This is a genomic window from Novosphingobium sp. NFX11 (assembly GCF_057376415.1).
Window position 1 is genome coordinate 157,973 of the sequence record NZ_CP080385.1, and the last position, 26,212, is coordinate 184,184.

General features: G+C 68.1%; 18 protein-coding genes and 4 pseudogenes. 13 read left to right on the top strand and 9 right to left on the bottom strand.

Going from position 1 to position 26,212, the window contains the following annotated elements; genetic code table 11:
* The first annotated feature begins 374 nt into the window (after positions 1–374).
* Positions 375–1,555 (top strand): annotated as a pseudogene (locus tag KZO24_RS18525) (LLM class flavin-dependent oxidoreductase).
* A gap of 11 nt (positions 1,556–1,566) precedes the next feature.
* Positions 1,567–2,157, top strand: coding sequence for a malonic semialdehyde reductase (locus tag KZO24_RS18530; protein WP_271183086.1), 591 nt, complete (start codon positions 1,567–1,569; stop codon positions 2,155–2,157).
* 173 nt (positions 2,158–2,330) lie between these two features.
* Here the strand turns inward: KZO24_RS18530 and KZO24_RS18535 are convergent, their stop codons facing one another.
* The 3 genes from KZO24_RS18535 to KZO24_RS18545 form a co-directional block, all read right to left on the bottom strand.
* Positions 2,331–3,011 (bottom strand): class II aldolase/adducin family protein, encoded by a 681-nt coding sequence (locus KZO24_RS18535; protein WP_271183085.1) that lies wholly within the window; start codon positions 3,009–3,011, stop codon positions 2,331–2,333.
* 12 nt (positions 3,012–3,023) lie between these two features.
* Positions 3,024–4,049, bottom strand: coding sequence for an ABC transporter substrate-binding protein (locus KZO24_RS18540; RefSeq protein ID WP_271183084.1), 1,026 nt, complete (start codon positions 4,047–4,049; stop codon positions 3,024–3,026).
* 177 nt (positions 4,050–4,226) lie between these two features.
* Entirely contained in the window at positions 4,227–5,786 is a 1,560-nt protein-coding gene (locus KZO24_RS18545) for an ABC transporter substrate-binding protein (protein ID WP_271183083.1), read from the bottom strand.
* Positions 5,787–6,752: 966 nt separating this feature from the next.
* Here KZO24_RS18545 and KZO24_RS18550 point away from each other — a divergent pair.
* From KZO24_RS18550 to KZO24_RS18595, 10 genes and pseudogenes are all read left to right on the top strand, one after another.
* Complete coding sequence (locus KZO24_RS18550) at positions 6,753–7,967, top strand: LLM class flavin-dependent oxidoreductase (RefSeq protein WP_271183082.1); 1,215 nt, start codon at positions 6,753–6,755, stop codon at positions 7,965–7,967.
* Positions 7,967–9,502 (top strand): ABC transporter substrate-binding protein, encoded by a 1,536-nt coding sequence (locus tag KZO24_RS18555; protein WP_486487526.1) that lies wholly within the window; start codon positions 7,967–7,969, stop codon positions 9,500–9,502. The genes KZO24_RS18550 and KZO24_RS18555 overlap by 1 nt, the downstream gene beginning before the upstream one ends.
* A 130-nt stretch (positions 9,503–9,632) precedes the next feature.
* A pseudogene (locus KZO24_RS18560) lies at positions 9,633–10,690 on the top strand (ABC transporter substrate-binding protein).
* Between the two features lie 32 nt (positions 10,691–10,722).
* On the top strand, positions 10,723–11,454 hold the full coding sequence (locus KZO24_RS18565) for a class II aldolase/adducin family protein (protein ID WP_271183079.1): 732 nt from the start codon (positions 10,723–10,725) through the stop codon (positions 11,452–11,454).
* 17 nt (positions 11,455–11,471) lie between these two features.
* Positions 11,472–12,677, top strand: a complete 1,206-nt coding sequence (locus KZO24_RS18570) for an LLM class flavin-dependent oxidoreductase (RefSeq protein ID WP_271183078.1) — start codon at positions 11,472–11,474, stop codon at positions 12,675–12,677.
* Positions 12,678–12,818: 141 nt separating this feature from the next.
* Positions 12,819–13,940 carry an ABC transporter permease gene (locus tag KZO24_RS18575; RefSeq protein ID WP_271183077.1) on the top strand — a complete coding sequence of 374 codons (1,122 nt, stop codon included), beginning with the start codon at positions 12,819–12,821 and terminating at the stop codon, positions 13,938–13,940.
* Positions 13,937–14,836, top strand: coding sequence for an ABC transporter permease (locus KZO24_RS18580; protein WP_271183076.1), 900 nt, complete (start codon positions 13,937–13,939; stop codon positions 14,834–14,836). The genes KZO24_RS18575 and KZO24_RS18580 overlap by 4 nt, the downstream gene beginning before the upstream one ends.
* A pseudogene (locus KZO24_RS18585) lies at positions 14,833–15,702 on the top strand (ABC transporter ATP-binding protein); the annotation flags it as partial. The gene KZO24_RS18580 and the pseudogene KZO24_RS18585, both read left to right, overlap by 4 nt.
* A 215-nt stretch (positions 15,703–15,917) precedes the next feature.
* Positions 15,918–16,469 (top strand): ATP-binding cassette domain-containing protein, encoded by a 552-nt coding sequence (locus KZO24_RS18590; protein ID WP_486487527.1) that lies wholly within the window; start codon positions 15,918–15,920, stop codon positions 16,467–16,469.
* A gap of 31 nt (positions 16,470–16,500) precedes the next feature.
* A complete protein-coding gene (locus KZO24_RS18595) occupies positions 16,501–16,629 on the top strand; it encodes a hypothetical protein (protein ID WP_486487528.1) in 129 nt (42 codons plus the stop codon).
* 43 nt (positions 16,630–16,672) lie between these two features.
* On the opposite strand, the gene KZO24_RS18600 is transcribed toward KZO24_RS18595, so the two are convergent.
* On the bottom strand, positions 16,673–16,900 hold the full coding sequence (locus KZO24_RS18600; RefSeq protein WP_486487529.1) for a hypothetical protein: 228 nt from the start codon (positions 16,898–16,900) through the stop codon (positions 16,673–16,675).
* Positions 16,901–16,911: 11 nt separating this feature from the next.
* Between KZO24_RS18600 and KZO24_RS18605 the strand changes: the two genes are divergently transcribed.
* Entirely contained in the window at positions 16,912–17,958 is a 1,047-nt protein-coding gene (locus tag KZO24_RS18605; protein WP_271183074.1) for a sigma-54 interaction domain-containing protein, read from the top strand.
* Positions 17,959–18,130: 172 nt separating this feature from the next.
* On the opposite strand, the gene KZO24_RS18610 is transcribed toward KZO24_RS18605, so the two are convergent.
* The 5 genes and pseudogenes from KZO24_RS18610 to KZO24_RS18630 all read right to left on the bottom strand — a co-directional run.
* The gene (locus KZO24_RS18610; protein ID WP_271183073.1) at positions 18,131–19,177 is read right to left on the bottom strand and encodes an ABC transporter substrate-binding protein; all 1,047 of its coding nucleotides are present in this window, start codon (positions 19,175–19,177) and stop codon (positions 18,131–18,133) included.
* A 17-nt stretch (positions 19,178–19,194) separates the two neighbouring features.
* Positions 19,195–21,747: a TonB-dependent receptor plug domain-containing protein gene (locus KZO24_RS18615; protein WP_271183072.1), complete on the bottom strand. Its 2,553-nt coding sequence runs from the start codon at positions 21,745–21,747 to the stop codon at positions 19,195–19,197.
* A gap of 321 nt (positions 21,748–22,068) precedes the next feature.
* Positions 22,069–23,895 (bottom strand): ABC transporter ATP-binding protein, encoded by a 1,827-nt coding sequence (locus tag KZO24_RS18620; protein ID WP_486487722.1) that lies wholly within the window; start codon positions 23,893–23,895, stop codon positions 22,069–22,071.
* 37 nt (positions 23,896–23,932) lie between these two features.
* Positions 23,933–25,759, bottom strand: a complete 1,827-nt coding sequence (locus tag KZO24_RS18625) for an ABC transporter ATP-binding protein (RefSeq protein WP_271183070.1) — start codon at positions 25,757–25,759, stop codon at positions 23,933–23,935.
* A gap of 10 nt (positions 25,760–25,769) precedes the next feature.
* A pseudogene (locus KZO24_RS18630) lies at positions 25,770–26,153 on the bottom strand (acyl-CoA dehydrogenase family protein); the annotation flags it as partial.
* Positions 26,154–26,212 lie beyond the last annotated feature (59 nt).

Here is a 26,212-nt window from a genome sequence, read left to right on the forward strand (position 1 = left end):
CACCCTTACAGGCTGCTAAGCAAAGCGCGTGCCATTGATATTTATGCAGATATTTCAATGTTATAGTATTGTCGGGTGGTGGTGGAATTTGTGCAGCGTTGTGGGGCTTTGAACAGTCCGGAACACTGCTGTCGGCGTGGGATGCAGGGGCTTCGACAAGCTCAGCCTGAGCGGGTTCCGGGGGAAATCCTCTCGACACCGCTCAGGCTGAGCTTATCGAAGCCCCTGCCGCTCAAGCACCACCGCCGGTAATGGTGATTTCGCAGCATGGCATTACCGCACACCCAGAATATATCGCTGAAATACCACAATAACCCGCGATGGCCCGAAACTTGCTTCCTCGCTTCAAGCACAACAGCGAAAGGTCGAGGCATATGGCAGTCAAGCTACTCTGGTATCTCACCGCACCGGACGGCGTGGTCCCTTGGGAGGAAAAGGGCCGCTGGGACACCGGCTTCGACCACCTTCAGCAACTGGCCGCGACGATCGATAAGCTGGGCTTCTACGGCGCCCTCCTGGCGACCGGCTATGGCGGTAATGACGTCCTGACTGTGGCCGCCGCGACGCTTTCGGTGACGAAGCGCATGACGTTCCTGGGCGCGATCCATCCGGGCCTGCTCTCGCCCGCCAAGCTGGCGCAGATCGCGCTGACTATCAACAATTTCTCGGGCGGACGTCTGGCGCTGAACGCGGTGAACGGCAACGATGCGACGCAGCAGGCTTACGGCATGTTCCTCGAACATGACGAGCGCTACGACTACAGCCTCGAATACTGGCGCGCCTTCAAGCATGCCTATTCGGGCGATCCGGAGGGCTTCCACGGCAAGTATATCCAGCTTACCCCGCCGCCCGCGCGCGGCTATCGCCCGGCCCACGAAGGGGCGGAGCGTCCGTCCGTCCCGCTGTGGGGCGCGGGCACGTCCGCGCCCGGGGTGGCCCATTCGGTGCAGCTGCTCGATACGTACCTGAGCTTCGCCGACACCCCGCCGCGCCTCGGCGACAAGTTCCGCCGGGTCGGCGCGGAGGCCGCGAAGCTGGGCCGCACGCTGGATTACGGCACCCGCCTCCAGATCATCGTGCGCGAGACCGAGGAAGAGGCCTGGGACTACGCGCAGTGGCTGATCGACCAGACCTCGCTCGATTATGCATACCAGGGCCTCAAGCGCTTCCTGCCGCCGGGCGAGACGCTGGAGACCTACCGCAGCGCCGATCCGCAAGTGAACCGCAACCTCGACACCTTGCGCAGCGGGCGGTGGCCCAAGGCCCGCGACTTCGAGATATACCCGAACATCTGGACCGGCCCAGCGCTGCACGGCTTCGGCATCCTCGGCCCGGGCGCGGGCACCACGCTGGTCGGCAGCGCCGAGAACGTCGCCGCCCGCATCCGCGAGTTCGAGGCACGGGGGCGAAATCGTTCATCCTGTCGGGCTGGCCGCTGATCGAGGAAGCGCACCGCGTGGCGCACCTGCTGTTCCCGCTGCTCGACCTCGACCACGGGTTCGAGGTGCCGCTGCTCAATGCCCGGCGCACCCGGCCGCTGCTGTCGGTCGCCTGAGGAGATAGCGCATGACCACCACGATTTTGCCCGTAACATCGCTCGACCAGATCTTCGGCAATGCCCGCAGCAACCACCGCTACCAGCCGCGCGCCGTCGGGGAGGAGACGGTGCGCGAACTCTACGAATTGACCAAGCTGGCGCCCACCGGCTTCAATTCGCAGCCCGCGCGCTTCGTCTTCATCCGGTCGGCCGAGGCGCGTGAGCGGCTGGGCGCGGTGCTGTCCAGCAGCAACCGCGACAAGGCGCTGGCGGCGCCGCTCAACGCTATCGTCGCATGGGACAGCGCGTTTCCCGAGCGCCTGCCGCAGATCCATCCGGGCCGCGATCTCAGTGGCTTCTTCACCGATCCTGCGAAGCGGGAGTCGGCGGGCGTGTTCAACACCGCGCTGCAGGCGGGCTTCCTGATCGTGGCGGCGCGCTCGCTGGGTCTGGATGCGGGGCCGATGACCGGCTTCGACGCGGCGGCGCTGGACCGCGCGTTCTTCCCCGACGGGCGTTATCGCTCGCTACTGGTGCTCAACCTTGGCTACGGTGATCGCAGCCAGATTTCCGAACGCGGCGTGCGGCTGTCGTTCGAGGATGCGGTGCAGGTGCTCTGAGCTCCTTCGTCATTGCGAGCGCAGCGAAGCAATCCAGGGCCGCGTAAACCGCCCTGGATTGCTTCGCTGCGCTCGCAATGACGGAATTTGGTGATGAACCGAGTTTAACCGACAGGAAGGGCCGCCGGGGTCGCAAGCGGCGGCCCTTCCTGCGGGCACCGGCCGTTGCCCCCTCAGGCCGGTGCGAATTCGCGGGTGAACGAGCGGCCCTTTTCGAGCAGCCCGGTGCGCTTCCACTGCAGGTCGAGCGCACCTTCGGTATAGACCTGCGCCCCGCCGATCTGCGCGGCGATGGCCTGAAGGCGGGCGGATTCCTCGATCAGCAGGACAAGCTGCGCTGTATCGACGATGCCCTTGCCCCAGAAGTTCGCGCCGCCGTTGCTTTCCAGCAGGCCCGGTGGCGGTGCGAGGTCGGGGTAGGTGTCCAGCCGCTCGCGGATCGTCTCCAGCACGCTGACACGGCGCTCCAGATGGTTGGGAATCTCGCGCGCGAGCAGGTGGCGCTGGGCCGCGACGTAGAGGATCGGGAACGGCTTGTGCGCCAGCGACCATGCGGCAAGGTGCGGCGTATGGGCGTGGATCAGCGTATCCGCGCCCAGCCGTGCCTCGTTCAGCACGGAGTCCTTCGCGTCCGAGAAGCGCGAGACGGTGACTTTCACCTCCCTGTCGCGCGACCACGGCGAGGGAAAGCGGAACGCGAGCAGGACGTCGCGATCGGGCACCTTGTGCGCGACGTTGAAGATCAGGCTGGCGGTCAGCGTGCCGCTGTCCTTGAGGAACCGGAAGGCGTGCGCTGCCTCGTCGCGGGCCCTGGCGATATAGTCGGCCAGTTCGATGTCGATGCTGTCGGTCATGGCTTGCTCTCCTTATTCGGCGGCGACACGGCTTTCGGCGGCGATCAGGGTGCGCGCCTCGATCAGCGGGCCGCGATCGATCCACGCGGCGACGTCGAAGTCCGCCTCCAGAAAGCCCCAGTCGCGCAGGAAGTCCTTCTGCGCCGAGAGGCCCGCCACATAGTCCTCGGTCAGGCGCGGGTGGAGGCTGGTGGCGTAGCGCGGGAAGGTGGCGGCGATCGTCTCGCGGTCCGAACGGCCGTCTTCGGCGGTCAGGGCATCGAGCGCGGCTTCCGGATTGGCCTCGGCCCATTCGGCTGCGCGCAGCAGCGCGGCGATGTAGCGCACCACGAGGTTGCGGTTCTGCTCCAGGAAGCTGCGGTGGACGGTCAGCGGACGCGGGGTGCCGTTGTTGATGCGGTGGAGCGGATTGGGCTCGTCGGTCAGGCGCACGAGTTCGTGCAGGGCCGTGCCATGTTCGCGCAGCAGGCGCAGGCCGGAGGACTGGCGCAGGAACACGGCGTCCACGCGCCCGTCGAACAGCGCGTCCAGTTCCGCCGCCCCCGATCCCCGCCCGTTGGCGCCGTAGACGTTGCGCTCCACCGGCACGTCCACGAAAGTCACGTCGTCGCGGGTGAGGCCCGCGACCGCCAGCCCGTTGGCGAGCCCGTGGAAGTTGGCGCCGCGCTGGAAGTCGATCGAGATGCCGGCATAGAGCGGCACCGCCAGCCGCTTGCCCCTGAGGTCCGCCAGCGTGCGGATGTCGCTGTCGGCGCGGGTGACGATGGACTGGAATTCGTCCACCCAGCTGATCGCCAGCACCACCGTGTCCGCGCCCTTCGCGCGGGCCCAGATGGGAGGAATGTTGCCGCCTTCGCGGAACATCGAGGGGATCGAGTGATCGAAGTGGCTCTCGCGCACCGCCGCGTCGCCCGATTCCTGCAGCGAGCGCAAGGTGACGTCATCGCCGAACTCGTCGTGCAGGAAGCCCTGCTGGATCGCGATGGTGGAGGCAGTGGCGCCGCCGCAGCGGGTGAACAGGATTTCCGTATCGCTCATGATCGTATCCTTTACGGGGTCTGAAGTGGATGGCCTCGGTTCCTTCCTTTCGTCATTGCGAGCGGCGCAGCCGCGCGGCAATCAACAGCGGCGTCAACTGCCCTGGATTGCTTCGCTTCGCTCGCAATGACGGACGGGTAGGGGCAAAGTGGAGTGCTCCGTAGAGTGATGGTCAGGTCAGGCGCGCCGCCAAAGCGCGTCGGTGCGCCAGGCGGAAAAGGCGGTGCGGTCGGGCGTGACGCCGCCGATGGCATTGGCGGCGGCGTCCTGGTTGTTGGAAAAGCCCCAGATCAGCAGACCGCCCTTGTCGTGCTGGATGCGCTGCGCCGCGCTGACGAGGGCCTTGCGCTTCTCGACATCGGGCTGGGCTGCGGCCTGCGTGACGAGGCGGGTGAACTGTGCATCGTCGAAATGCGTTTTGTTGCCCGCCGAGCGCGGCCCGTCATGCTGCTGCAGCGTGAGCAGGAACGGGCGGGACACGCCCGACACGGTGCTGAAGGTCCAGTGGTTCTTGTCCGGCCCGGCGAAGATGGAATCGTCCACCAACCTGATCTTCACCGTGACGCCGGCTTCTCGGGCCTGCTCGGCGAACACGATCGCGGCATTGCCGCCCGCACCTGCCGTCGTCACCAGTTCCACCGTCAGCCTGCTGCCATGTCCAGCCGAGCGCAGCAGGCTGCGCGCTTCGGCGATGTCGCGCCGGCGCTGCGGGATGGTGTGGTCGAACGTCGGGTCGCTGGGCGAATAGAGGTCGTTCGCCACGCGGCCCTGGCCGTGCAGCACGCGCTTCACCAGTTCCTCGCGGTCGGCGATCAGACGGAAGGCCTTCGCCACGCGCGGATCGTCGAATGGCGCTTTGCTCAGGTTCATCGCGAAGCCCTGCCAGCCATCGGTCTCGGAGGAGACGAGCTGGAACTGGTCGGAGGACTTGAAGAAGGCGAGTTGCTCGAAGCCGATCGTCGGCGCCACGTCCACCTGCCCGGTCTGCATCGCCTGCAGCCGCGCGATCGGGTCCTTGAAGTCGATGATCTCGACCTCGTCCAGCCAGGGCTGTTCCGGCTTGTAGTAGTTCTCGAACCGGCTGAAGACCGAACGCTGGCCGGGCGTGAAGCTCTTGAGGCGGTAAGGCCCGGCGCCGACCGGGTTCTTCACCGGATCGTAGTCGGTCGGCACGATGCCGCCCCAGCTCATCCACAGTTCGGGCAGGGCGGCAAGGCCGTGGCCCGGTTCGAACGGGATGGTGACGGTCAGCGGATCGAGCGCCCTGATCCCGTCGCGCTGCAATCCGGGGATGTAGGAACCGTAGGGCGACGCCAGCGCCGGGTCGGTCAGGCGGCGCAGGGAGTAGATGACGTCTTCGGCGCGGATCGATTTGCCGTGGTGGAATTCCAGCCCTTTCCTGAGGCGGATGGTCCACTGCGTCGCGTCGTCATTGACATCGGCGAACTCGGCGAGCGCCAGTTCGGGGTTGGCCTGGCGGTTCCATTCCCACAGCTTGCTGTAAAGCGCCCAGCCCCGGAACGAGCCGGTGCCGAGCGGCTTGTGCGCGTCGAGATTGCCGGTCTGCGCGCCCGAGATGATGGCGATGCGGGCCTTGCCGCCGCGCTGCGGCCTGCCGCGGGCGGCGGTAGCGGGCGCGTCCTTGCCGCAGGCTGACAGCAGCCCGGTCCCCAGCGCCAGTCCCCCCGACAGCAAGGCGCCCCGGGCAAGAAATGCGCGGCGCGACCGGTCAGTCATGTCGCGCGGTCCTTGCGGAAACGGATCGGCCGGAGGGGTGGGACTGGGGCACGCATGCTCTCCTTGCGGGAATGGGCAAGCCGTTCAGCAAGGCGCATGCCAACCGCGCGATTCCGGGGAAGCGAGGCATGGGGAGGCCGGATGGCTGCACAGTTCGCAGCGCTGCTGTGGGATTTGAAGCAGACGGCATCTTGACATTTATAACCACATGGGTTATATGGTCCAGCATCCGATCCGGCGATGATCACGCCGGAAAGGTGTATCGGGTCGGCGTCGTGGGCCGGGATGCGGTTTCAGCCGCGATCGTGCAACCCACGCGCCCAACGAAGACCCGGACCGTCCTCTCGGCTCTGGAAACGTCCTTCGAACCGCTTTGTCCTTCTGGACAGACAACGCGCAGGCTATCCCGGATGACCCATGACCGCCAACGACGCGAACCCTAACGTCGGTCATACGGGACGGCTCCGATGGAATACTCAGGTCGAGCCGGGCTGACCACCGCTACCCGGCCGCTCGTCAGAGCAGGTGGAACACAAACCCCCGCGTCCCAGCTTGGACGCTCCCGGCGCCGACCCGATGTTCTCGGATGCGTTGATCTTCCCCCGGCGTTAGGCCCGCACTCGCCAGCGGGTATTTTCGTATGACCTCACCGCACCTCGTCATTGCGAGCGTAGCGAAGCAATGACGAATGAGGGGCCCCTGAGGCAAAAGTGGCGCGCGCCGCACGGGCTTCGACAAGCTCAGCCTGAGCGGGGCTGAGAGGTTTACGCTACCTCCGCTCACCCTGAGCTTGTCGAAGGGTCAGGCCCAGATCGTCGAAGCCCCCGCGACCACGGATGCGCAGAACCCGTCATCGGCGGTGCTGTTTTCTCCACACTTGCGGGAGCGCGCGCCCGGCTTCTCCCGCGCTTTCCCCCATTGGCACGGATGCTGCTTTGCGGTTCCCACATCTGTGGAGCACTGCCCATGACCATCGAGTTCTTCGCCCGCCTGCCGCTGCACGGCGAGACCCAGTATATCCCCGGAGACAACCGCAATCGCGGCGACTGGAACCGCCAGCCTCACGCCAGCACCGGCGCGGTATCGTCGGGCGAGGACGGCGACTTCGCCTACATCGACTATCTCTCGCAGGTCGCCCGCGCCGCCGAGATCAACGGGTTCTCCGGCGCGCTGCTGGTCAATGCGCCGTTCGGGGACGAGCCGTGGATCGTCTCCGCCGCCCTTGCGCGCGAGACGAAGCGGCTGCGCTTCGTCGATGCCTTCCATCCCGGCCACTTCAGCCCCTGGCAGGCGACGCAGATGGCGGCGAGCTTCCAGCGCGTCAGCGGCGGGCGCCTCGTCTGGAATATCATTCAGGGCGGCTCCGACGGTCTGCTGCGCGCCAATGGAGAGCCGCTGCCGCATGACGAGCGCTATGCCCGCGCGATCGAGTTCCTCGATCTGGTCAAGGGCTTCTGGAGCAACGAGAGCTTCCATTACGAGGGCCGATACTACCGCGCCGACGGCGGCGGCTTGCGCGGCCCGCTGGCGCGTGCGCCGATCCCGACGATCTGCTCGGCGGGCACTTCCGAAGGCGCCAAGGAACTGGCCGCGAAGCATTCGGACTATTATCTCGTCCTCGCGGAATCGCCCGAGCATGTCGCCCGCAACATCGCCGACGTGAAGGCGCGCGCGGCGAAGTACGGCCGCGCCGACCACATCCGCTTCGGCGTCTCGGTGGACGCCATCGCCCGCGAGACCGACGAACTCGCTTATGCCGAGGCCAGGCGCTTCTTCGACGAAGGCGTGCGCGCGGGCACCGTGAAGGCCGCCGCCGAACGCTCTGCCCACATGTCCGACACCAACCGCGAGCGGTTCGAGCGCTACAACGGGCGCCCGGTCAATGACTTCGACGACCTGTTCGTGGAGCCGCACTTGTGGGGCGGCTTCGGCTACATCGGCATCCCGCCGGGCTTCGCCTTCGTCGGCAGCTACGAGAATGTCGCCGCCAAGATCCGCCAGTTCGCCGACCTCGGCCTCTCGTGGTTCTTCATCAACGGTTACCCGCATCTGGAGGAAATCTACCGTCTCGGGGAGCATGTGCTGCCCCGCTTCCGCGCGCCGCGACTGGCGGCAGTAGAGGACGAGCAACCGGTGCCGCTCGTCTCGGGCGGTGGCCTTGCCGCGCGCGGGAACGGCTGATGGCGGCGGACCTTTCCCGGCGCGGCCTGATCGGCGGCGCGGCCGGTGCGGCGCTGCTGCTCTCGGGCTGCGGCAAGAGCGGCGAGGCGGGCAGCACCGCGCCAGCCAAGCCCCGGCGCGGCGGCACGCTGAAGCTGGGCATCGTCGATGGCGAGCGCTCGGGCAACCTCGACGCGCACAAGCCGCTCGGCCTTGGCAGCACGATCCGCGGCTTCGCGATGTACGCGAAGCTGTGGGAGTGGGACGACACCATGCAGCCCAAGCTGGCGCTGGCGGAATCGGTGGAGCCCAACGCCAATGCCAGCGCCTGGGACATCCGCCTGAAGCCCGGGCTGGAGTTCCACAACGGCAAGAGCATCACGGCGGACGACGTGCTGTTCTCGATCCGGCGCATCACCGATCCGAAGCTGGCCTCGCCTTATGGAGCGCTGGTTTCGCCGGTGGACCGCGACGGGGTGCGCAAGCTCGATGAGCGCACCGTGCGCATCCCGATCCGCGAAGGGCGCGGCTTCGTGGCGCTGCCCGAGACTTGGACCAACTTCGGCGGCATCGTCCCGGTGGACTACGATCCGGTGACCAACCCGGTCGGCGCCGGGCCTTACCGGATCGACAAGTTCGAGCCCGGTCAGCGCGCGACGTTCACGCGCTTCGACAATTACTTCAAGCCGAACCGCCCTTATCCCGATGCGCTCGAGATTCTCGAGTTCAAGGACCAGACCGCCCGCATCGGCGCGCTGCTGGCGGGGCAGATCGACCTTGCCAACGCGATCCTGCCCGAGCAGGCCGGGCTGATCCGCAGCGACCGCCGCGCGCGCATTCTCACCTCGCCGACCAACGGCTGGCAGTCCTTCGACATGAACACGAAGGACGGCCCCTTCGCCGACGTGCGGGTGCGGCAGGCCTTCCGCCTGCTCGTCGACCGCGACGAACTGGTGCGCCGCGCGCTGCAGGGCGAAGGGCGCATCGCCAACGACCTCTACGCGCCGCAGGACCCGACGTTCGACCGGAGCATCGCCCAGCGCCGTCAGGATCTCGATCAGGCGAAAAGCCTGCTGCGGCAGGCCGGGCAGGAGGGGCTCCGCACCGAACTGGTGGTCGGCCCGGCCAACGTCGCCGCCGCGCTGGTGCTGGTCGAGCAGGCGAAACAGGCCGGGGTGGAAGTAAAGCTGCGGCAGGTCGATGCGGCGACGTTCGCGGGACCGGCGCGGCGCGACTGGCAGGTCAGCACCGGCGGGACGCTGGGGGTGCCGTGGCTGTCCACCGCGCTGCATATCGACGCGCCGAGCGCGGTGGCGAACAAGACCAACTTCCACGACCCGCGCTTCACCGCGCTGTTCGATCAGGCGCTGGCCCAGCCCGATCTCGCCGCGCGCTCGGAGCTGGTCCACCGGATGCAGCGCATCCAGCACGACGAGGGCGGCCTGCTGATCTGGGGCTTCGCCAATACGCTCGACGGCGTCGGCCCGCGCGTCGGGGGGATCACGGCGGAGCGCTCGCACTTCCCGACCTGGCGCTTCGACCGGATGTGGGTGTGAGCATAACCGGGCAGCGGCGGGGCAGGGCGCTGGTGAAATCTGCGCACCTGCCTCTCAGCCATAGCTCGAAACGGCGCAAGTGCGCGGTTGGCACGGCCTTTGCTCTCATCGTCGGCATAGTGGAGTTCCAATGACCGACAATATTCACACCATCGGCGAGGCGACGGCGGCAGGGCGGCTGGACCGCATACTGTTCACCCGCTGCCCGGTGCCGACCGCCTCGGGCATCGCCCATTCTCTGGGCTGGCTGGGCGAGGAGTTCGGCCGCGACGGCCTGCGCGTCGAGGCGCTGCAGGACAAGCCCCGCGCCATGCGCGCGCATCACAATGAGCACGACCTTCCCGGCCTGTTCCGCGAGGGCGGCAACATCCCCGCGCTCGCCACCAAGGCGAAGGGCGCGCCGACGCGGGTGATCGGCCTGACCTGGATCGACGAGTGGCAGGCTGTGCTGGTCCGCCCCGAGACCGGCCCGATCGCACCCGCGCAGCTGGGGGCCTGCGCGTGGCGCTGCCCGCCTGGCGCGAGACGCGCGGGTCCAGCATCGCGCGCGGCATGTCGCTGGCGGGGATCAAGGGCGCGCTCGGCATCGCCGGGCTGACGCTGGAGGACGTGACTTTCGTGGACGTGGCGCTGGCTCCGGCCTCCGAGGATTCCGCCTTCAACCTCGACAACATGTGGTCGGGGATCGAGGCGCTGGCGGCAGGCACGGTCGATGCGGTCTACGTCAAGGGCGCATCGGCGGTGGACGCGGCGAAGCGTGCAGGCGTGGTCGTCGGCATCGATCTCGACGGCTATCCCAGCCGCCATACCCGCGTGAACAACGGCACCCCGCGCCCGATCACGGTGAGCCAGGACCTGCTCGACGATCATTTCGACCTCGTCGTGCGCTTCCTTGAACAGACCCTGCGCGCGGCCGACTGGGCGGTGCACAACCTGCCCGCCGTGCGTGCAATCCTGCAGACGGAAACCCATGCCGGTGCGGCCGGGGTGGAGGCGGCGTACCGCAACAACTTCCACCGCTCGCTCCATCCCGACTTGTCCGACGAGCGCATCGCGCTGCTCAGGCGGCAGGCCAATTTCCTGTGGCTCCACGGCTTCCTCGAGCACGACGTCGATGTCGACGCCTGGATCGATCCCCGCCCGCTGGCAGCCGCCATCGAACGTCGTGCGCAGAACCGCGCCGCCTGAATCACCCGCCTAATGAACTGAGGAGAACGACCATGGCTACCGCAGTCCAGACATCCGAGCTGAATTCCACCGTCCTCGACTTCGCGAACGACGTCGTGCGCCAGTCCGCCGAAATCTTCCGCGCCTACCGCGAGACCGGCACCATCACCGCCAACGGCACCGTCGGCTTCATCGAGCGCGTGCCCGGCGAGGACAAGATCGTCTCGGTCAATCTGCCGCACCCCTTCGACCGCAGCACCTACAGCAACGAGCCGCTGAACTTCACTGTCACCGGGCTGGACGGCACCGCCTTCAAGGGCCGGGCGAACGGGCGCTACCTCAAGGTGTTCAACGCCAATCCCACCGTCACCTCGCTCAGCCACGTCCACTCGCCCAACCTCGGCGCCTGGGCGCAGACGCACCGCACGCTGCCGATCAGCTACGTCCCCGTACAGCGCTTCCACCTCGCCCGCGAACTGCCGGTTTACATCGACCGCCGCCAGGACGAGGCCGAGTTCATCAACGAGAAGCTGGCCGAGAATCCCTTCACCCCGGCGATCATCGAGGCCAACGGCGGCGCCACCGTCTGGGGCTGGAAGGGCCTGCGCGACCTCGCCGAATTCATCCTGCTGCTGGAGGAAGGCGCCGACATCCAGATCAAGGCGCAGGCGCTCGGCGGCTCGCGCACCTATGGCCCCGGCGTCCTTCGCCAGCAGTGGAAGATGAGCAAGCGCTACGAAGAAGCGCTCGGCCTCGGCCTGCTGCCCGTCACCGACGTCGACTAACGCGGGAGCACGAACCCATGACCCGTCCCGTGAAGCTGCTGTGGTATCTGACCGCGCCTGACGGCCCTTATCCCTGGGCGCCGGAAGGGCGCTGGCAGACCGGCTTCGACCACCTCGAACAGCTTGCCCGCACCATCGACAAGCTGGGCTTCTACGGGGCGCTGCTGGGGTCGAGCGCATACGAGAGCCTCGCCGTCGCCGCCGCGATGATCCCGGCGACCGAGCGGATGAAATTCCTCGTCGCGCAGCACCCCGGCGAGCTTTCGCCGGCGGTGCTGGCGAAGTACGCGCAGACGTTCGACCATTTCTCGAACGGGCGGCTGCTGTTCAACGTGGTCAACGGCAACGATGCCGGCCTTGCGGCGCTGGGCGTGCATTACCCGCATGACGAGCGCTACGATTTCAGCTTCGAATACTGGGACGCCTTCCGCAAGGTCTACGGCGGCGACCGTAGCGGCTACGAAGGCGACTTCGTGAAGCTGGCGCCGCGCGGCGAGGGCGGCGCCCCCATGAGCGTATGGTCCGGGCCTTATCAGCCGGGCGGCGTTCCCTTGTGGGGCGCGGGCACTTCGGGGCCGGGCGTGGCGCATTCGGTGAAGCTGCTCGACGTCTATCTCAGCTTCGCCAACACTCCGCCGCTGCTGGGCGACAAGTTCCGCCGCGTCGGCGCGGAGGCGGCGAAGATCGGCCGCACGCTGGAATACGGCACCCGCCTGCAGGTCATCGTGCGCGAGACCGAGGAGGAAGCCTGGGCCTATGCCGACTGGCTGCTCGAACGTTCCTCGGTGGAACACGCCGAGCGCTCGATCCGGATGCGCCTGCCGCCCGGCGAGACGATCGAGAGCTATCGCAGCCCGGACCCGCAGATCCAGCGCAACATCGACACCGTCAAGTCCGGCCGCCTGCCCAGCGCGCGCGACCTTGAGGTCTATCCCAACGTCTGGGTCGGCCCGGCGTGGTTCGGCTTCGACATCATGGGGCCGTCAGCAGGCACCACGCTGGTCGGTTCGGCGCAGAATGTCGCCGCGCGCATCCGCGAATATGCGGAGCAGGGTGTGGGCGCCTTCATCCTGTCGGGCTTCCCGCTGATCTCCGAAGCGCACCGCGTAGCCGAACTGCTGTTCCCGCTGCTCGACCTCGACCACGGTTTCGACGTGCCCTCGCTGCGGGTGGGCGAGGCCCGCAAGGCGCCCGTGCGAGAGCCGGAGCGCGCGCTGGCCTGACGACCCACCTCGTCATTGCGAGCGAAGCGAAGCAATCCAGCGCGGTGCGGCGCCGCTCTGGCCACTATGCTCTGGATCGCCGCGGACCTGCGGTCCTCGCGATGACGAAACAGCTCCAATCTGCAACGGCAAGGATGCAAGATGGCGACGATCTATTCCGAGCAGAAACCCCCGGCGGCCAGCCCTCCGTGGGCCGACGAGAACGCGGCAGACGAGGGCGCACGGTCCGAACGCACGCGCCTGAGGCTGCCCGCTTGGCTGCCGTGGCTCGGCGGGCGCGTGCTGTCGGGGCTGGCGACGGCGTTCGTCATCTCGATCCTGGTCTTCGCCGCGACGCAGGCGCTGCCGTCCGATCCGGCGCGGGTGATCCTCGGCCCCGACGCGACCGAGGCGAGCATCCGTACGCTGCAGGCGCAACTGGGGCTCGATCAGCCGATCCTGGTCCAGTACGCGAAGTGGGCCGGACGCGCGCTGACCGGTGAGTTCGGCGTCTCGCTCGATTCCAGCGTTCCGGCCGGGCAGATCGTGGCGGATCGCTTCGGCAACTCGGCGGCGCTGATGGCGGTGGTGCTCGCGATCGCGGTGCCGCTGGCCTTCCTCGGCGGCGTGGCGCTGGCGATCCGTCGTGACAGCCGGGCCGACAACTGGGCGATGAACGCCATCATCCTGTTCAAGGCGCTCCCCGCCTTCGTGCTCGCGATCGGGCTGATCCTGCTGCTTTCGACCACGGTGTTTCCGATTCTGCCGGCGGTCTCGCTGCTCGATCCCGAAGTCTCGCCGCTGCTCCAGCCGGTCTATCTGGTGCTGCCCGCGCTGACCCTGATCCTTACCGTGGCGCCGTTCCTGCTGCGTCTGGTGCGCTCGGCGATGATCGAGACGCTGGAGGCGGACTATGTCGCCGCCGCGCGCCTTCGCGGCATCCCGGAGCGCCGGATCGTCTGGGCGCATGCCGTGCCCAATGCGCTGGTGCCGGTGATCCAGGGCATCGCGCTCACCAGCCGCCTGCTGCTGGGCGGCGGGCTGATCGTCGAGGTGGTGTTCAGCTACCCCGGCATCGGCAATGCGCTGAACGCCGCGATCGAGGTGCGCGACGTGCCGGTGATCCAGGCGATCACCCTGACGATGGCGGTGGGCGTGGTGCTCATCAACCTGCTCGCCGACGTGGCGACGGTGCTGGTGACGCCGAAGCTGCGCACCTCCTCGCGCCCCCGGCTGCGCAACGGCACGCGCGCCAAACTCAAGCTGAAGGCAGGCGGAGTATGACCACGAAACTGTCCGCATTGCGCCGCGATCCGCAGGCGCGCCTCGGCCTCGTCTTCGCCGGGAGCGTGCTGGCGATGGCTCTGCTCGGCCCCGCGATAGCGCCGCAATCGCCGCTGGCGCTGGTCGGGCCGACGTATGGGCTGCCGGGTGATCCGGGCGCCCTGCTGGGCTACGACTACCTCGGCCGCGACGTGCTTTCGCGGTTGCTGGCGGGCGGCCGCTCGGTGCTGTGGATGAGCTTCGCGGCCAGCGCCATCGCGCTGGCGCTGGGGGCGGTGATCGGCATCGCGGCGGGACTGTCGAAGCGCTGGATCGACCACGCGGTCGTCTGGGGCACCGACGTGCTGCTGGCCTTTCCGGACCTGATCCTGGTGCTGCTGGTCGTCTCGATGCTGGGGCGCGAGCCCTGGCTCATCGTGCTGACCGTGGCGGTATCCTTCGTGCCCGGCGTGATCCGGCTGGCGCGCGGCGTGACGCTGGGCGTCGTCTCGCAGGAATACGTCGAGGCGGCGCGGCTGATGGGCTATCCGTGGTGGCGCGTGGTGCTGCTGGAGATCCTGCCCAACATCGCGACGCCGCTGCTGGTCCATCTGGGCATCATGCTGACCTGGGCGGTCGGCGTGCTCTCGGGCCTCAGTTTCCTCGGCTACGGCGTGGCGCCGCCCGCCGCCGACTGGGGGCTGATGATAAACGAGAACCGCGCGGGCCTGATGATCCAGCCCTGGGCCGTACTCGCCCCGGTGGCGATGATCGGCCTGTTCGCTCTGGGCACCAACCTGCTGGCCGAGAGCATCTCGCGCGCGGGTTCCCGCATCGGCGTGCGGCGCGGCGTCAAGTCACGGGCGCGCACGCAGATGCGCGGCAAGAAGCGCCGCCAGCGGGAGAATCAGGCATGAGCGTCGTCCCCTTCGTCAACGCCCTGCTGCAGGTGCGCGACCTTTCCGTCGCGATCGAGGACGGGCCAGAGATCGTCGGCGAAGTCAGTTTCTCGGTGCTGCCCGGCGAGATCGTCGGCGTGGTGGGCGAGAGCGGCTGCGGCAAGACCAGCATCGCCACCGCGCTGCTCGGCGACAGCCGCGCCGGGGCGGTGATCTCCGGCGGATCGGTGTTCCTCGACGGGCGCGACATCCTCGCGCTGACCGAGGCAGAGCGGCAGAAAGTGCGCGGCGCGGTGATTTCCCACGTCGCGCAGGATCCGGCGCTTGCGCTCAACCCGATGCGGCGGATCGGCTCGCTGCTGGCCGAAGTGCTGCGCGTCCACCTGCCCGATCTGGGCAAGCCCGCCCGCGAAGCCCGCATCGCCGAGGCGGCCGCCGATGTCGGCCTGCCTGCGACGCGCGAATTCCTGCGCCGCTTTCCGCACCAGCTCTCGGGCGGCCAGCAGCAGCGCGTGCTCCTCGCCCTTGCGGTGCTGCTGCGTCCGCGCCTGATCGTGCTCGACGAGCCGACCACCGCGCTGGACGTGACCACGCAGGCGCGGGTGCTGGCGACCTTGCGCGACTTGTGCCGGACACGCGGCATCGGCGCGGTCTATGTCTCGCACGATCTGGCGGTGGTGCGCGAACTCGTCGACCGGGTGGTGGTGCTCTATGCCGGGCACATCGTCGAAAGCGGCGGGCGCGACCAGATCTTCGAAAGCCCCGCGCATCCCTACACGCGCGGCCTGCTCGATGCCGTGCCTGACATCGCCGGGCGCCACGCGGTTCGGCCCATCCGCGGCCATGCACCCGCCTTGCAGGACCGTCCGGACGGCTGCCGCTTCGCGCCGCGCTGCGCACTCGCCAGCGCCAGTTGTGCGCAGCGGCCCGGCCTGCGGGAAACGGGGCGCGACTTCGGCGACCGGCGCCTCGTTGCCTGCCATCATCCGATCCGGGACCGCCGCGACGACACACCGATCGCCTCGCGCCTCATCTCTGCCGCCGCCGTGCAGCCGCTTGCCGTGCTGGAGGGGTCTCGGCCAGCTACGGCGACAGTCAGGTGCTGTTCGACGTCGGGCTCGAACTGCCCAAGGGCTACTGCACCGCGCTGGTGGGCGAGAGCGGATCGGGCAAGACCACCTTCAGCCGCGCGCTGGTGGGCGCGGTGGAGGACGTGGAGGGCACGTTCGACTACGATGGCCGCCGCGTCCGGCTGTCGGGAGAGCGCGACATCGATCTGCGGCGGCGCATCCAGTACATCTTCCAGAACCCGTTCCGTGCGCTCAATCCCCGCCAGACGGTGGGGCAGATCCTGCGCACGGCGGCGCTGCATTTCTTCCCGATCCGCTCCGCCGATGCCGACAGGGAAGTCGCCGAGGTGCTGGAGCGGGTCGCGCTCGCGCCCGAACTGGCGCGGCGCTATCCGCGAGACTTGTCGGGCGGCGAACGCCAGCGCGTCGCCATCGCCCGCGCGCTCATCTGCAAGCCCGAACTGCTGATCTGCGACGAGATCACCTCGGCGCTCGACGTGTCGGTGCAGGCGGCGATCATCGACCTGCTCAGGCAGCTCCAGCGCGAGATCCGGGCTGACGATCCTGTTCGTCACGCATGACCTCGGCGTCGTGCGCGCGGTGGCGGATTTCGTGGCAGTGCTGCAGCATGGACGGATCGTCGAGCACGGCCCGGCCGATCGCCTGCTCGACCGTCCCGAACATCCCTACACCCGGGCGCCGATAGCGGATTCGCCGCGTCTGCGCGCTACCGCCGGGTGAGTTTGCGGCGCGCTTCAAAGCGCCGGGGATTTTACTCCGTTCGTCATTGCGAGCGCAGCGAAGCAATCCAGGGCAGTTTTGCGCCGCCCTGGATTGCTTCGCTGCGCTCGCAATGACGAAAACCATCGCGGCTAAAGGTCAGCTTCGCCGCCGCGAAGGATTCCCAACTGCATTGGTAGACAAATGGTGGTACAGTCGTTTTCGATAAGAGGAAGCGGACCACCGCACCGGCTGCAGGGCGCACCGGAATCATCCGGGGCGAATAAGGCACGGGGGCTTCACATGCGCGACACCATCCTGAAATTCGAGGTTTCGGCCCTGGCGATCCGGGCTCGGACTTTCATCTTCTCCGACCCGCGATCGAAGGCGCTGCTGCCGCTGATCGCGCGCACCGCGCCCAGCGACGCGACGGTGATGATTACCGGCGAGACCGGCACCGGCAAGGAACTGGTGGCGCGCTACGTCCATCAGCAGAGCGGCCGGGCGGACCGTCCGTTCGTGGCGGTCAACTGCGGCGCCTTTTCCGAGACGCTGGCGGAGAGCGAACTGTTCGGCCACGAGCGCGGCTCCTTCACCGGCGCCACCAACGCCCGCGAAGGCTGGTTCGAGGCGGCCAACGGCGGCACCCTGTTCCTCGACGAAGTGGGGGACCTGCCGCATTCGCTGCAGGTGAAGCTGCTGCGCGTGCTGCAGGAACGCGAGGTGGTGCGCATCGGCGCGCGGCGGCCGGTCAGCCTCGACTTCCGCCTGATCGCGGCGACCAACGTGGACTTGCGCGCGGCGGTCGAGGCGGGGAAGTTCCGCGAGGACCTGTTCTACCGCCTCGGCGTGGTCACCCTGCCGCTGCTGCCATTGCGCGAGCGACCGGCGGACATCCTCCCGCTCGCGCGGCATTTCCTTGGCGTCTACGGCGAGAAATCGGGCGCGTCGGCGATCTCGCTCAGCCCGGATGCCGAGGACGCGGTGTTCCACCATGCCTGGCCGGGCAATATCCGCGAGCTTGAGAACGTGATCCAGCGCGCCACGCTGGTGGCGCCGGGCAAGTTCATCGAGCCCGAGCATCTCGGTCTCGCAGCGGCTGTTCCGGGCGCGCGGACGGCGGGTCCGGCGCCCGTCGCGGATGCGCAAGGTCTCGATGATATTCGCTCGGCGCTGTCCAGGCTGATCTCGTTCGGAGAGCCGCAGTTGCTGGATCGCCTGATCGATCTGGCGGTGCGCGAGGCTTATGCGCTCTCCAACGAGAACCAGGTCCGCACCGCGCAGGCGCTGGGCGTGACCCGCAACGTGATCCGGACTTATCTCAAGAACGCGGGACTGATCGGGGACTGATGCCGCCCACCGTCTCGTCATTGCGAGCGTAGCGAAGCAATCCAGGGCCACGTAAACCGCCCTGGATTGCTTCGCTACGCTCGCAATGACGAGGATGGTGGGGTTACCGTCGGGGGTGTGTCAGCGGGCGGCGCGCAAGCTGCGGGATCGCTTTTACACACCGCCCGCCCTTTCACGCCGTCACGGCAGCCCGCTCACCCAGGCGGGCATAGGCGGCTTCCAGCGGGCGGCGGTCCACCCAGTCGGCCAGATCGAAGTCGCGGTCGAGCAGGTTGTGCACGAACATGAACCGCTTCTGCTGCTCGAACAGCGCGAGCCGTTCGTCCGAGAGGTCCGGGTGGAGATCGGCCAGCGTCTCGTCGCTGTAGGCGCGCGCCACGCCCTCGGCCCCGGCGCGGGTTTCGCCCTGCAGCACCTCGCGCACCTTCGACTGGTTCGTCTTCGCCCATTCGGCCGCCGCCAGCGTGCGCTCCAGGAAGCGGACGACGAGGTCGAAGTGATTGTCGATCAGATCCTGATGCACCGTGATCGGGCGCGGCGTGCCGTTGTTCACGCGCCAGCGCCGGTCGGGCAGGGCGTCGAGGTCGATGCCGACTTCGACGCCGAGGCGCTGCGCGGCGTCGATCGCCGAGGCCCCCTTGACGTAGGCGGCATCGACCCGGCCGTCGACGAGGTCGGGCAGCCCGGTCCACAGCGACTGGAGCTGCGCGCGCGGATCGCCCTCTTCGCGCGGGCGCTGGCCGACTTCCACGAACGTCACGTCGTCGAAGGTCAGCCCGGCATAGGCGAGCGCGCCCTTGATGCCGTGCTGGCTCATCCCGCGCGCGATGCTGGAGCCGCGCACATGCGCGGCGTCGGGCTTTTCGGACCAGCCCGGCAAGGCGATGCGCTTGCCCTTGAGGTGCTCCGGCCGGGTGATGCCCGAACCGGGGCGCACGAGGATCGCCTGCGCCTCGTCGATCCAGGTCAGGCCGATCAACCGGCTCGGCGCGCCCTGCGCCCGTGCGGCGATGGCGAGCAGGTTGCCGCCCTCGCGGATCAGCGAGGGCAGCTGGTGGTCGTAGTGGTGGCGGCCTAGATCCCGGTTGTCCTGCAGGGTGGCGACCTTGATGCCGTCGGGCGCGAATTCCTCGTCCAGCCAGCCCAGCTTGTAGGCAAGGCCGGTCGCGGTGGGCACAGGGCAGCGGGTGAACCAGATCGTGTCTATGGTATCGGTCATTGGAAAGTCTCCTGCGTTTACCAGCGGTAGGAAAGGGTGGCGGAGTAGAAGCCGCCGAGCGGATTGACGGGGCTGTCCTGCACGTAGGCGACCGAGGAGAACGGCCAGCGCGAGGTGGCGTTCTTCGGCACTTGCGCGGGCCTGGTGTCGAACAGGTTGTTGACGTTGAAGCGCAGGCCGAGCCGTTCGGTGAATTCGTAGCCCGCTTCGAGGTCGGCGATGAAGATCCTGCCGACATCGACCAGTTCGATGGTGTTCGGTCCGCTCGCATGCGTGAGCGTGTAGGATCGGTTGATCTTGCCGTAGTACGTCCCGCGCAGGCCCAGCGAGAACGGGCCGGATTCCCAGTTCACCGAAGCGATGCCCTTGAGGCGCGGGGCGCGGTAGAGCACTTGCGCCTGCGTGCTGGTGGAGATCATCACGATGTTGAACTGCTGCAGCACCGCCGGGCTCTCGGCCACGTTCAGGAACTTCGTCTTGTTGTAGTTGCCCGCAAGGCTCCAGCGCAGCGCGCCGGGGCCGACGTCGAACTTTCCGTCGAGCACCACGTCGACGCCGCGCGTGCGCGTAGTGCCGGCGTTGACGAGGTACGAGATGCTGTCGTCCGGGCCGAAGGTGGGTGAGGCGGCCTGTACCAGCACGCCCGAGCCGGGATGGGTGGATTCGCGAAACGCGCCGATCTGAGAGATACGGTCGCGCACGCGCACCTGATAGGCATCGACCGAGAGGTTCACGCCGCTCACCGGCTGCACCACGAAGCCCGCGCTGAAGTTGGTCGAACGTTCGGGCTTGAGCGGTTTCGCGCCCAGCGCCTGCGCCTCGGGCGAGTTGACCGCGAGGATGTGGTTGGTCTGGTTCACCGTCACCCCGGTCTGGCGGAAGGTCAGCGCGGCCAGCGCCGGGGCCTGGAAGCCGGTGCTGGCAGTGCCGCGCAGCGCGAATCCGGGGGCGATCTCGTAACGGCCGGAGATGCGCCCGGTGACGACGTCGCCCGCGCCCTGATACCGCTCGTAGCGGGCGGCGAGGTCGAGCGTCACCGCCGTGCCGGGCCGCAGCGAAAGCCCGGCGTAGAGCGCGTAGGAATTGCGGTCGTCGCTCGCCGCGTCTTCCGGGCGGACGCCGGTGTCGGCCTGCGATCCGGCGTCGGAGAGCGAGATCGGCTTACCCGCGTTCGGCCCGTCGAGGATGGGCTGGCCGCCGTAGCCCCACGACTGTTCGTCACCCTCGGTGCGGCGGTAGGTTTCGCGGCGGAACTCCGCGCCGAAAGACCAGTCGGTCCCGAAGCCCAGCAGTCCGTCCTCGGTGCTCCTGCGGATGTCGAGGTTGGAGGTCCAGGCGGTGTAGCGGTAATTGCCCAGGAAGAAGTCGGTCTGGCTCTGGAGCCCGTAGCTGGGGCTGATGGAATCATAGACGTAGGTGTCGATGTCGTCCTGTCCGTAGCCGCTGGACAAGTCCCAGTTCCAGCCCTCGCCGATCTCGCCGCGCAGGCCGAGCAGGGCGGAGAAGTTGTTCTCGACGATGCCGCTGTAGGGGGTGAACCCGTCGGGCCAGATCGCGCGCACGTTCTGGTCGCGCGAGGGGAAGCGGAAATGCTGCGGCGAGCGGCCCTTGCGCCACGAATAGTCGCCGAAGCCGTAAAGCTCCAGACCGTCGCCCAGCGGCACGCCGAGGTCGGCCGTGAACGAGGCGACCTGCGCGCGCGGCACGCCGCCTGCCGCGCCGAAGATCTTGTGGCGATCCACCGTCGCCTCGCGCGGGTCGGGCGTCGCTCCGGCGGGGAGCGTGGGGGCGGTGGAGGCGTTGCCCGCAGGCAGCACCGGGTTGCCGCTCGCGTCGCGCGGGAAGTAGAAGAGGATATTGTCGGGGACGTCGCCGTCGCCGAACAGCGCCTTCTGGTCGACGTACTGGCCCGAGACGTAGAGATGCCCGCCGTCGCCGATCCCGAGGCCCGCGCCCGCGTTGTACTGCTGCAGCCAGCCGCCGCCCTGATAATACTGCCCGGCCCGCGCGCTGACTTCGCCGCCTTCGGAGGACTTGCGGGTGATGACGTTGATGACCCCCGCGATCGCATCCGAGCCGTAGATCGCCGAGGCACCATCGCGCAGGACTTCGACCCGCTCGATGGTGCCCAGCGGGATCAGGCCGAGGTCCACCGCCGCCACGCCCACGTCATTGACGCCGAGGCGCGCGGTGACGTGGCGGCGCTTGCCGTTGACGAGGACCAGCGTGTGCCCGCTGCTCAGCCCGCGCAGCTGTCCGGCGCGGATGAAGGTGTTGATGCCGTAGCTGGGCATGTTGGGCACGTTGAACGAGGGGAGGGTGTCGTTCAGCGTCTGCAGCAGGCTGGCCTGGTTGGCTTGCTGTAGCGTCCTGGCGGGAAGGACGTCGATCGGTGTCGGGCTGTTCTCGACCGTGCGCCCGGCGCTGCGCGCGCCGGTGACGACGATGTTGTCCGCTGCCTCCGCTTCCGTGGCCGCGTCCGCCAGCGCTGCCGCTTCGGCCCGGGCGATGCCGGGGGAAAGCAGGGCGACGGCGGCGGCCCCCTGTGCGAGATAAGTCCTGAATGTCATGTGTCGTCGCTCCGAAACCGTTTGTCGCTATTCGTTTCGGCGGTCCGCCCCGGCATTGCCGTGCGCGGTTTGCCCCCGCAGGAGCATGGTTTGCAAAGACCGGGCCAAATGACGTTTCGATGAGATTTCGGGGCCTTTGTTGCACTCTGGAAATATAACTGCGCTGCGATCAGCAGGTGATGCTGGTTTGTCAGCAGAGTATTCAGAGTGCAGTCGGCTTATTTACTGACGTCATTGCGAGCGTAGCGAAGCAATCCAGGGCGCCGCTGAACTGCCCTGGATTGCTTCGCTACGCTCGCAATGACGATGTGGTGGGAAGTATCAGGCGGCCCCGCCGATCTCGACCAGACGCTCTACCGTGACTTCGGGCAGGGCACCGCTCTGGCGTTCGTAGGCTTCGTAAAGCGCAGCATAAGCGCCGCCGAGTGCGGTCAGTTCGCCGTGGCTGCCGAGTTCGATCACCTGCCCCTCGCGGATAACCGCGATCCGGTCGGCGTCGCGGATGGTGGCGAGGCGGTGGGCGATGATGATCGCGGTGCGCCCTTCACACAGTCGCCGCAGCGCGCGCTGGATCATCCGCTCGGTATGGACGTCGACTGCTGACGTGGCTTCGTCCAGCACCAGCACCGCCGGGTCGGTGAGGTAGGCGCGCACGAGGCACACGAGCTGGCGCTGCCCGTGGCTGAGGTTCGCGCCCAGCGGCCCGACCTGTGTGTGATAGCCTTGCGAGAGGCGCCCCAGCACTTCGTCGGCATCGAGCGCGCGGGCGGCCTCGATCAGTTCCTCGTCGCCGGCTTCGGGGCGGGCCTGCCGCAAGTTGTCGAGCACCGAGCCGCTGAACAGCACGTTGTCCTGCAGCACCACGCCAACCTGCCGCCGCAGGTCCGACTGGCGCATATGCTTGACGTCGATCCCGTCGATCAGCACGGCACCGCTCTGTGCCTCATAGAAGCGGGTGAGCAGCTGGACCAGCGTGGACTTGCCGTGCCCGGTGGCGCCCACCACCGCGACGACTTCGCCCGCATGGATGTGCAGCGAAAGGTCGTGCAGCACTTGCGGCAGCACGCCGGGCGCATAGGAGAAGCCGACCGACCGGAACTCCACCTCGCCGCGCAGCGCGAAGACGGGCACCGGCTCCTCGGCGTCGAGGATCTCCGGTCTGGTATCCAGCAGCAGGAACACCCGCTGGGCCGAGGCGGAGCCGGAGGCGTAGCGTTCGAACAGGTCGTTGAAATCCTGCAGCGGGCCGAGGAAGAGCATGACGTAGAACAGGCTCTGCGCTAGTTCGCCCAAGGTCAGCTGGCCTTGCGCAAGGCCATAGCTGCCGACCAGCAGGATCATCGCCATGCCCGCCGCGTTGAGCAGGCCGCTGAGCGGCGCGAACCAGCCCGAGCGCATGTTGCCGCGCACCAGCGCCCCGTCGAAGTCCTTGAGGAGTACACGGTAGCGCGCCCGGTTGGGCTCCTCGCGCACCAGTTGCTGGATCATCCGCACGCCCGACACCGTCTCGACGAGGTGCGAAGTGAAGCGGCTGCGGTTCTCGGCGACGACGGCCCAGCTTTTCTGCGACACCCGCTTGAACAGCCAGGTTCCGAGGATCAGGAACGGCACCACGGTGGCGAGCGCGCCGAGCAGCAGCGGCGAGAGCAGCCACAGCATCACCGCCGCCCCGGCGAAGCGCAGCACGGCCGAGAGGATGTCCGGCGGGCCTTGCACCAACAGCGCCTCCAGCGCATCGACGTCACGGTCGGCGCGGGAAAGGATGCGGCCCGCTTTGGTGCGATCGAAGTAGCCGACGCTGAGCGCCTGGATGTGTTCGAAGATGCGGATGCGCAGGTCGTTCAGCACGCGCAGTGCGGCGGCGCCCGCCAGATAGCTGGAGACGCCTGCGAACAGGAACCGCGCCAGCCAGGTCACGGCAAGGCCGAGGCCCAGCCAGGCCAGCAGCCGCTCGTCCAGCGTCCACCCGGCCGCGCCCTTGACCAGTCCGTGATCGAGCAACTGGCCGATGAACCATGGCCGGACGAAGACGATGCCGACCAGCAGCGTCTCCAGCGCGATGACCGCCGCCACCTGCCCGCGCACCGGGCCGAGCAGGGGCAGCAGGCGGCGGAACATGCTGCGGTCCAGCGCATGACGCGCCAGCATTTCCTCGATCTCGATGTCGCTGAGGACGCGCTTGTTGTCAGGCTGCGGCACGGTCGATTCCCAGAAGGTCGCGGTAAAGCGGATCGAGCAGGAGGTCCTCGTGCGCGCCGCTGGCGACGATGCGCCCCGCGCCGAGCACGAGGGTGCGGTCGGCAAGCAGCACGGACGAGAGCTTGCTGGTGATGAGCAGTACCGTCATGCGCCCGCCGTGCTGCGAGCGCAGGCCCCGGATGTTGCGCAGCACGGTGCGTTCGGTAACGGCGTCGAGCGCGCTGGTGGCATCGTCGAGGACGAGGATGTCGGGCGCGGCCAGCAGCGCGCGGGCAAGGCACAGGCGCTGGCGCTGGCCGCCGGAAAGAGTGACGCCCCGGTCCCCGATACGGGTTTCGAGGCCGTCGGGCAGGCGGGCCAGAACTTCCTCCGCCCCGGCTAGGCGCAATGCCTCGACCAGCGCGGCCTCGTCCGCATCGGGCGCGGCGGCGCGCAAGTTGGCGGCCAGCGTGTCGGAAAACAGGAAGATGTCCTGCGGCACGACATGGACGCGGCGGCGCAGTTCGCCGAGGCGCAGGCCGCGTACGTCGTGCCAGCCAGCCGCGTCGGAGCCGACCGCCACCGACCCGCCATCGACGTCGGCAAGGCGCGGCAGGAGCGAGGCGAGCGAGCTTTTGCCCGACCCTGTCGCACCCACCAGCGCGACGATGCCGCCGGGCTCGACGGTCAGGTTGCAGGCGTCCAGCACCAGCGTCTGCCCGCCCGGCGCGAGCAGGCGCACGGCATCGAGCCGCAGGCCGAGCGCGCCTGTGGGGAGGGCGCCGGTGCCCGAATGAATCTCGGGCTGTTCGTCCAGCAAGTCCCAGATGCGCGCGGCCGAGGCGCGGGCATCGGCGAAGATGCGCATCACGCGGCCCACCGTCTCGACACGGAACACCAGCGTCGTCGCGATCAGCAGGGCGGAGACCAGTTCGCCCACGCCCAGCTTTCCGGCGACGACGAGGTGCGCGCCGTAGACCATGATCCACACATGGCCGAGCGCCACCACCGCCTGCGGTATGGGAATGCGCGAACTGCACCAGGCCAGCGCATGGCGCGACTGGTCGAGGAAGAAGCCGACGTGGCCCCGGAACTTGCGGATGCGGCCCTGTTCCAGCCGGAACGACTTGATGACGCGCACGCCGCCGATGCCCTCGGCCAGATCCTGATTGACCTGATCGTAGGCGTCGCTGACGTTGCGGTCGAGCACCACCAGCGTGTTGGTCTGGCGTACGAAGATCCAGAAGCCCAGCAGCGTCAGCGCGAACGGCACCGCGCCCAGCGCCCGGTCGTACCAGAACAGCAGCCCCATCGCGGCGGTGACGACCAGCGCCGTCTCCACCGTCTGGCGCCAGAACGCGACGAGGGCATCGCGCAGCTTGTCGGCATCGCGGGTGGTGCGGGTTATCATCTCGCCCATGCCGTGCTGCCAGTGGTAGCCCAGATGCAGCGCCTGCACCTTGACGAGGATCTTCTCGCGCAGGGTCGAGAGCAGCGACTGGCTGGCCCGAATGCTGCACAGGCCCGAGAAGTACTGCAGCACGCCCCGCGTCGCGGCGAGGCTGACGAGCAGGATCGCCCAGTGCCCGGCGACGGTGAGGTCGATCGTGCCGTCGGCGAGGCGAGTAGCCGCCTTGCCCGAGTTCACCGCATCGAGCGCACGCCCGACCAGCCATTGTTGCAGGGCAAGGCTGAGGTGCACCACTGTGAACAGCGCGAAGGTCACGCTGAACAGCACCGGGATCGTGCGGTAGAGCGCAAGGCTGCGCAGCAGGGGATAGGCCTTGAGAGGCGAAGGGCGCTGTGCGCTCGCAGCGAGGGAAGCGTCGGTCATAAGCGCGCGGTCAGGCCTCGGCGGGGCGGCGGATCGCGGCTGCCGAGTATTCGTGCGGCGGCGTGCCGTTGAGGTAGTAGTCGCCTACGTGATGCAGGCGCCAGCGGATCGGATCATGCGTGGTGTGGACGCGAACGTCGGCCCAGAAGCGGTCGAGGTTGAACTTGCGGTACGAGGAACTGGCCCCCAGCAGCGAGAACATGTCGCTGGAGATCAGCAGCGCCGCCTCGTCGGTCTTCACGCGCGCGGCGGCGACGGCGAGGATGAGTTCGTCGTCGAGGTCGCTCGGGCGCCCTTTCGCGTTGTATGCATCGTAGAGTTCGGCCGCATCGCGCAGCAGCGATTCCGCCACGCGCAGCGCCACCGCATAGTCGCCGATGGCGGCGGCTTCGTGCGCGGCGGCGATGGCGTCGGCTTCGTCGGCGAAGCGCGGGGCGGGAAGCGGCTCGCGGT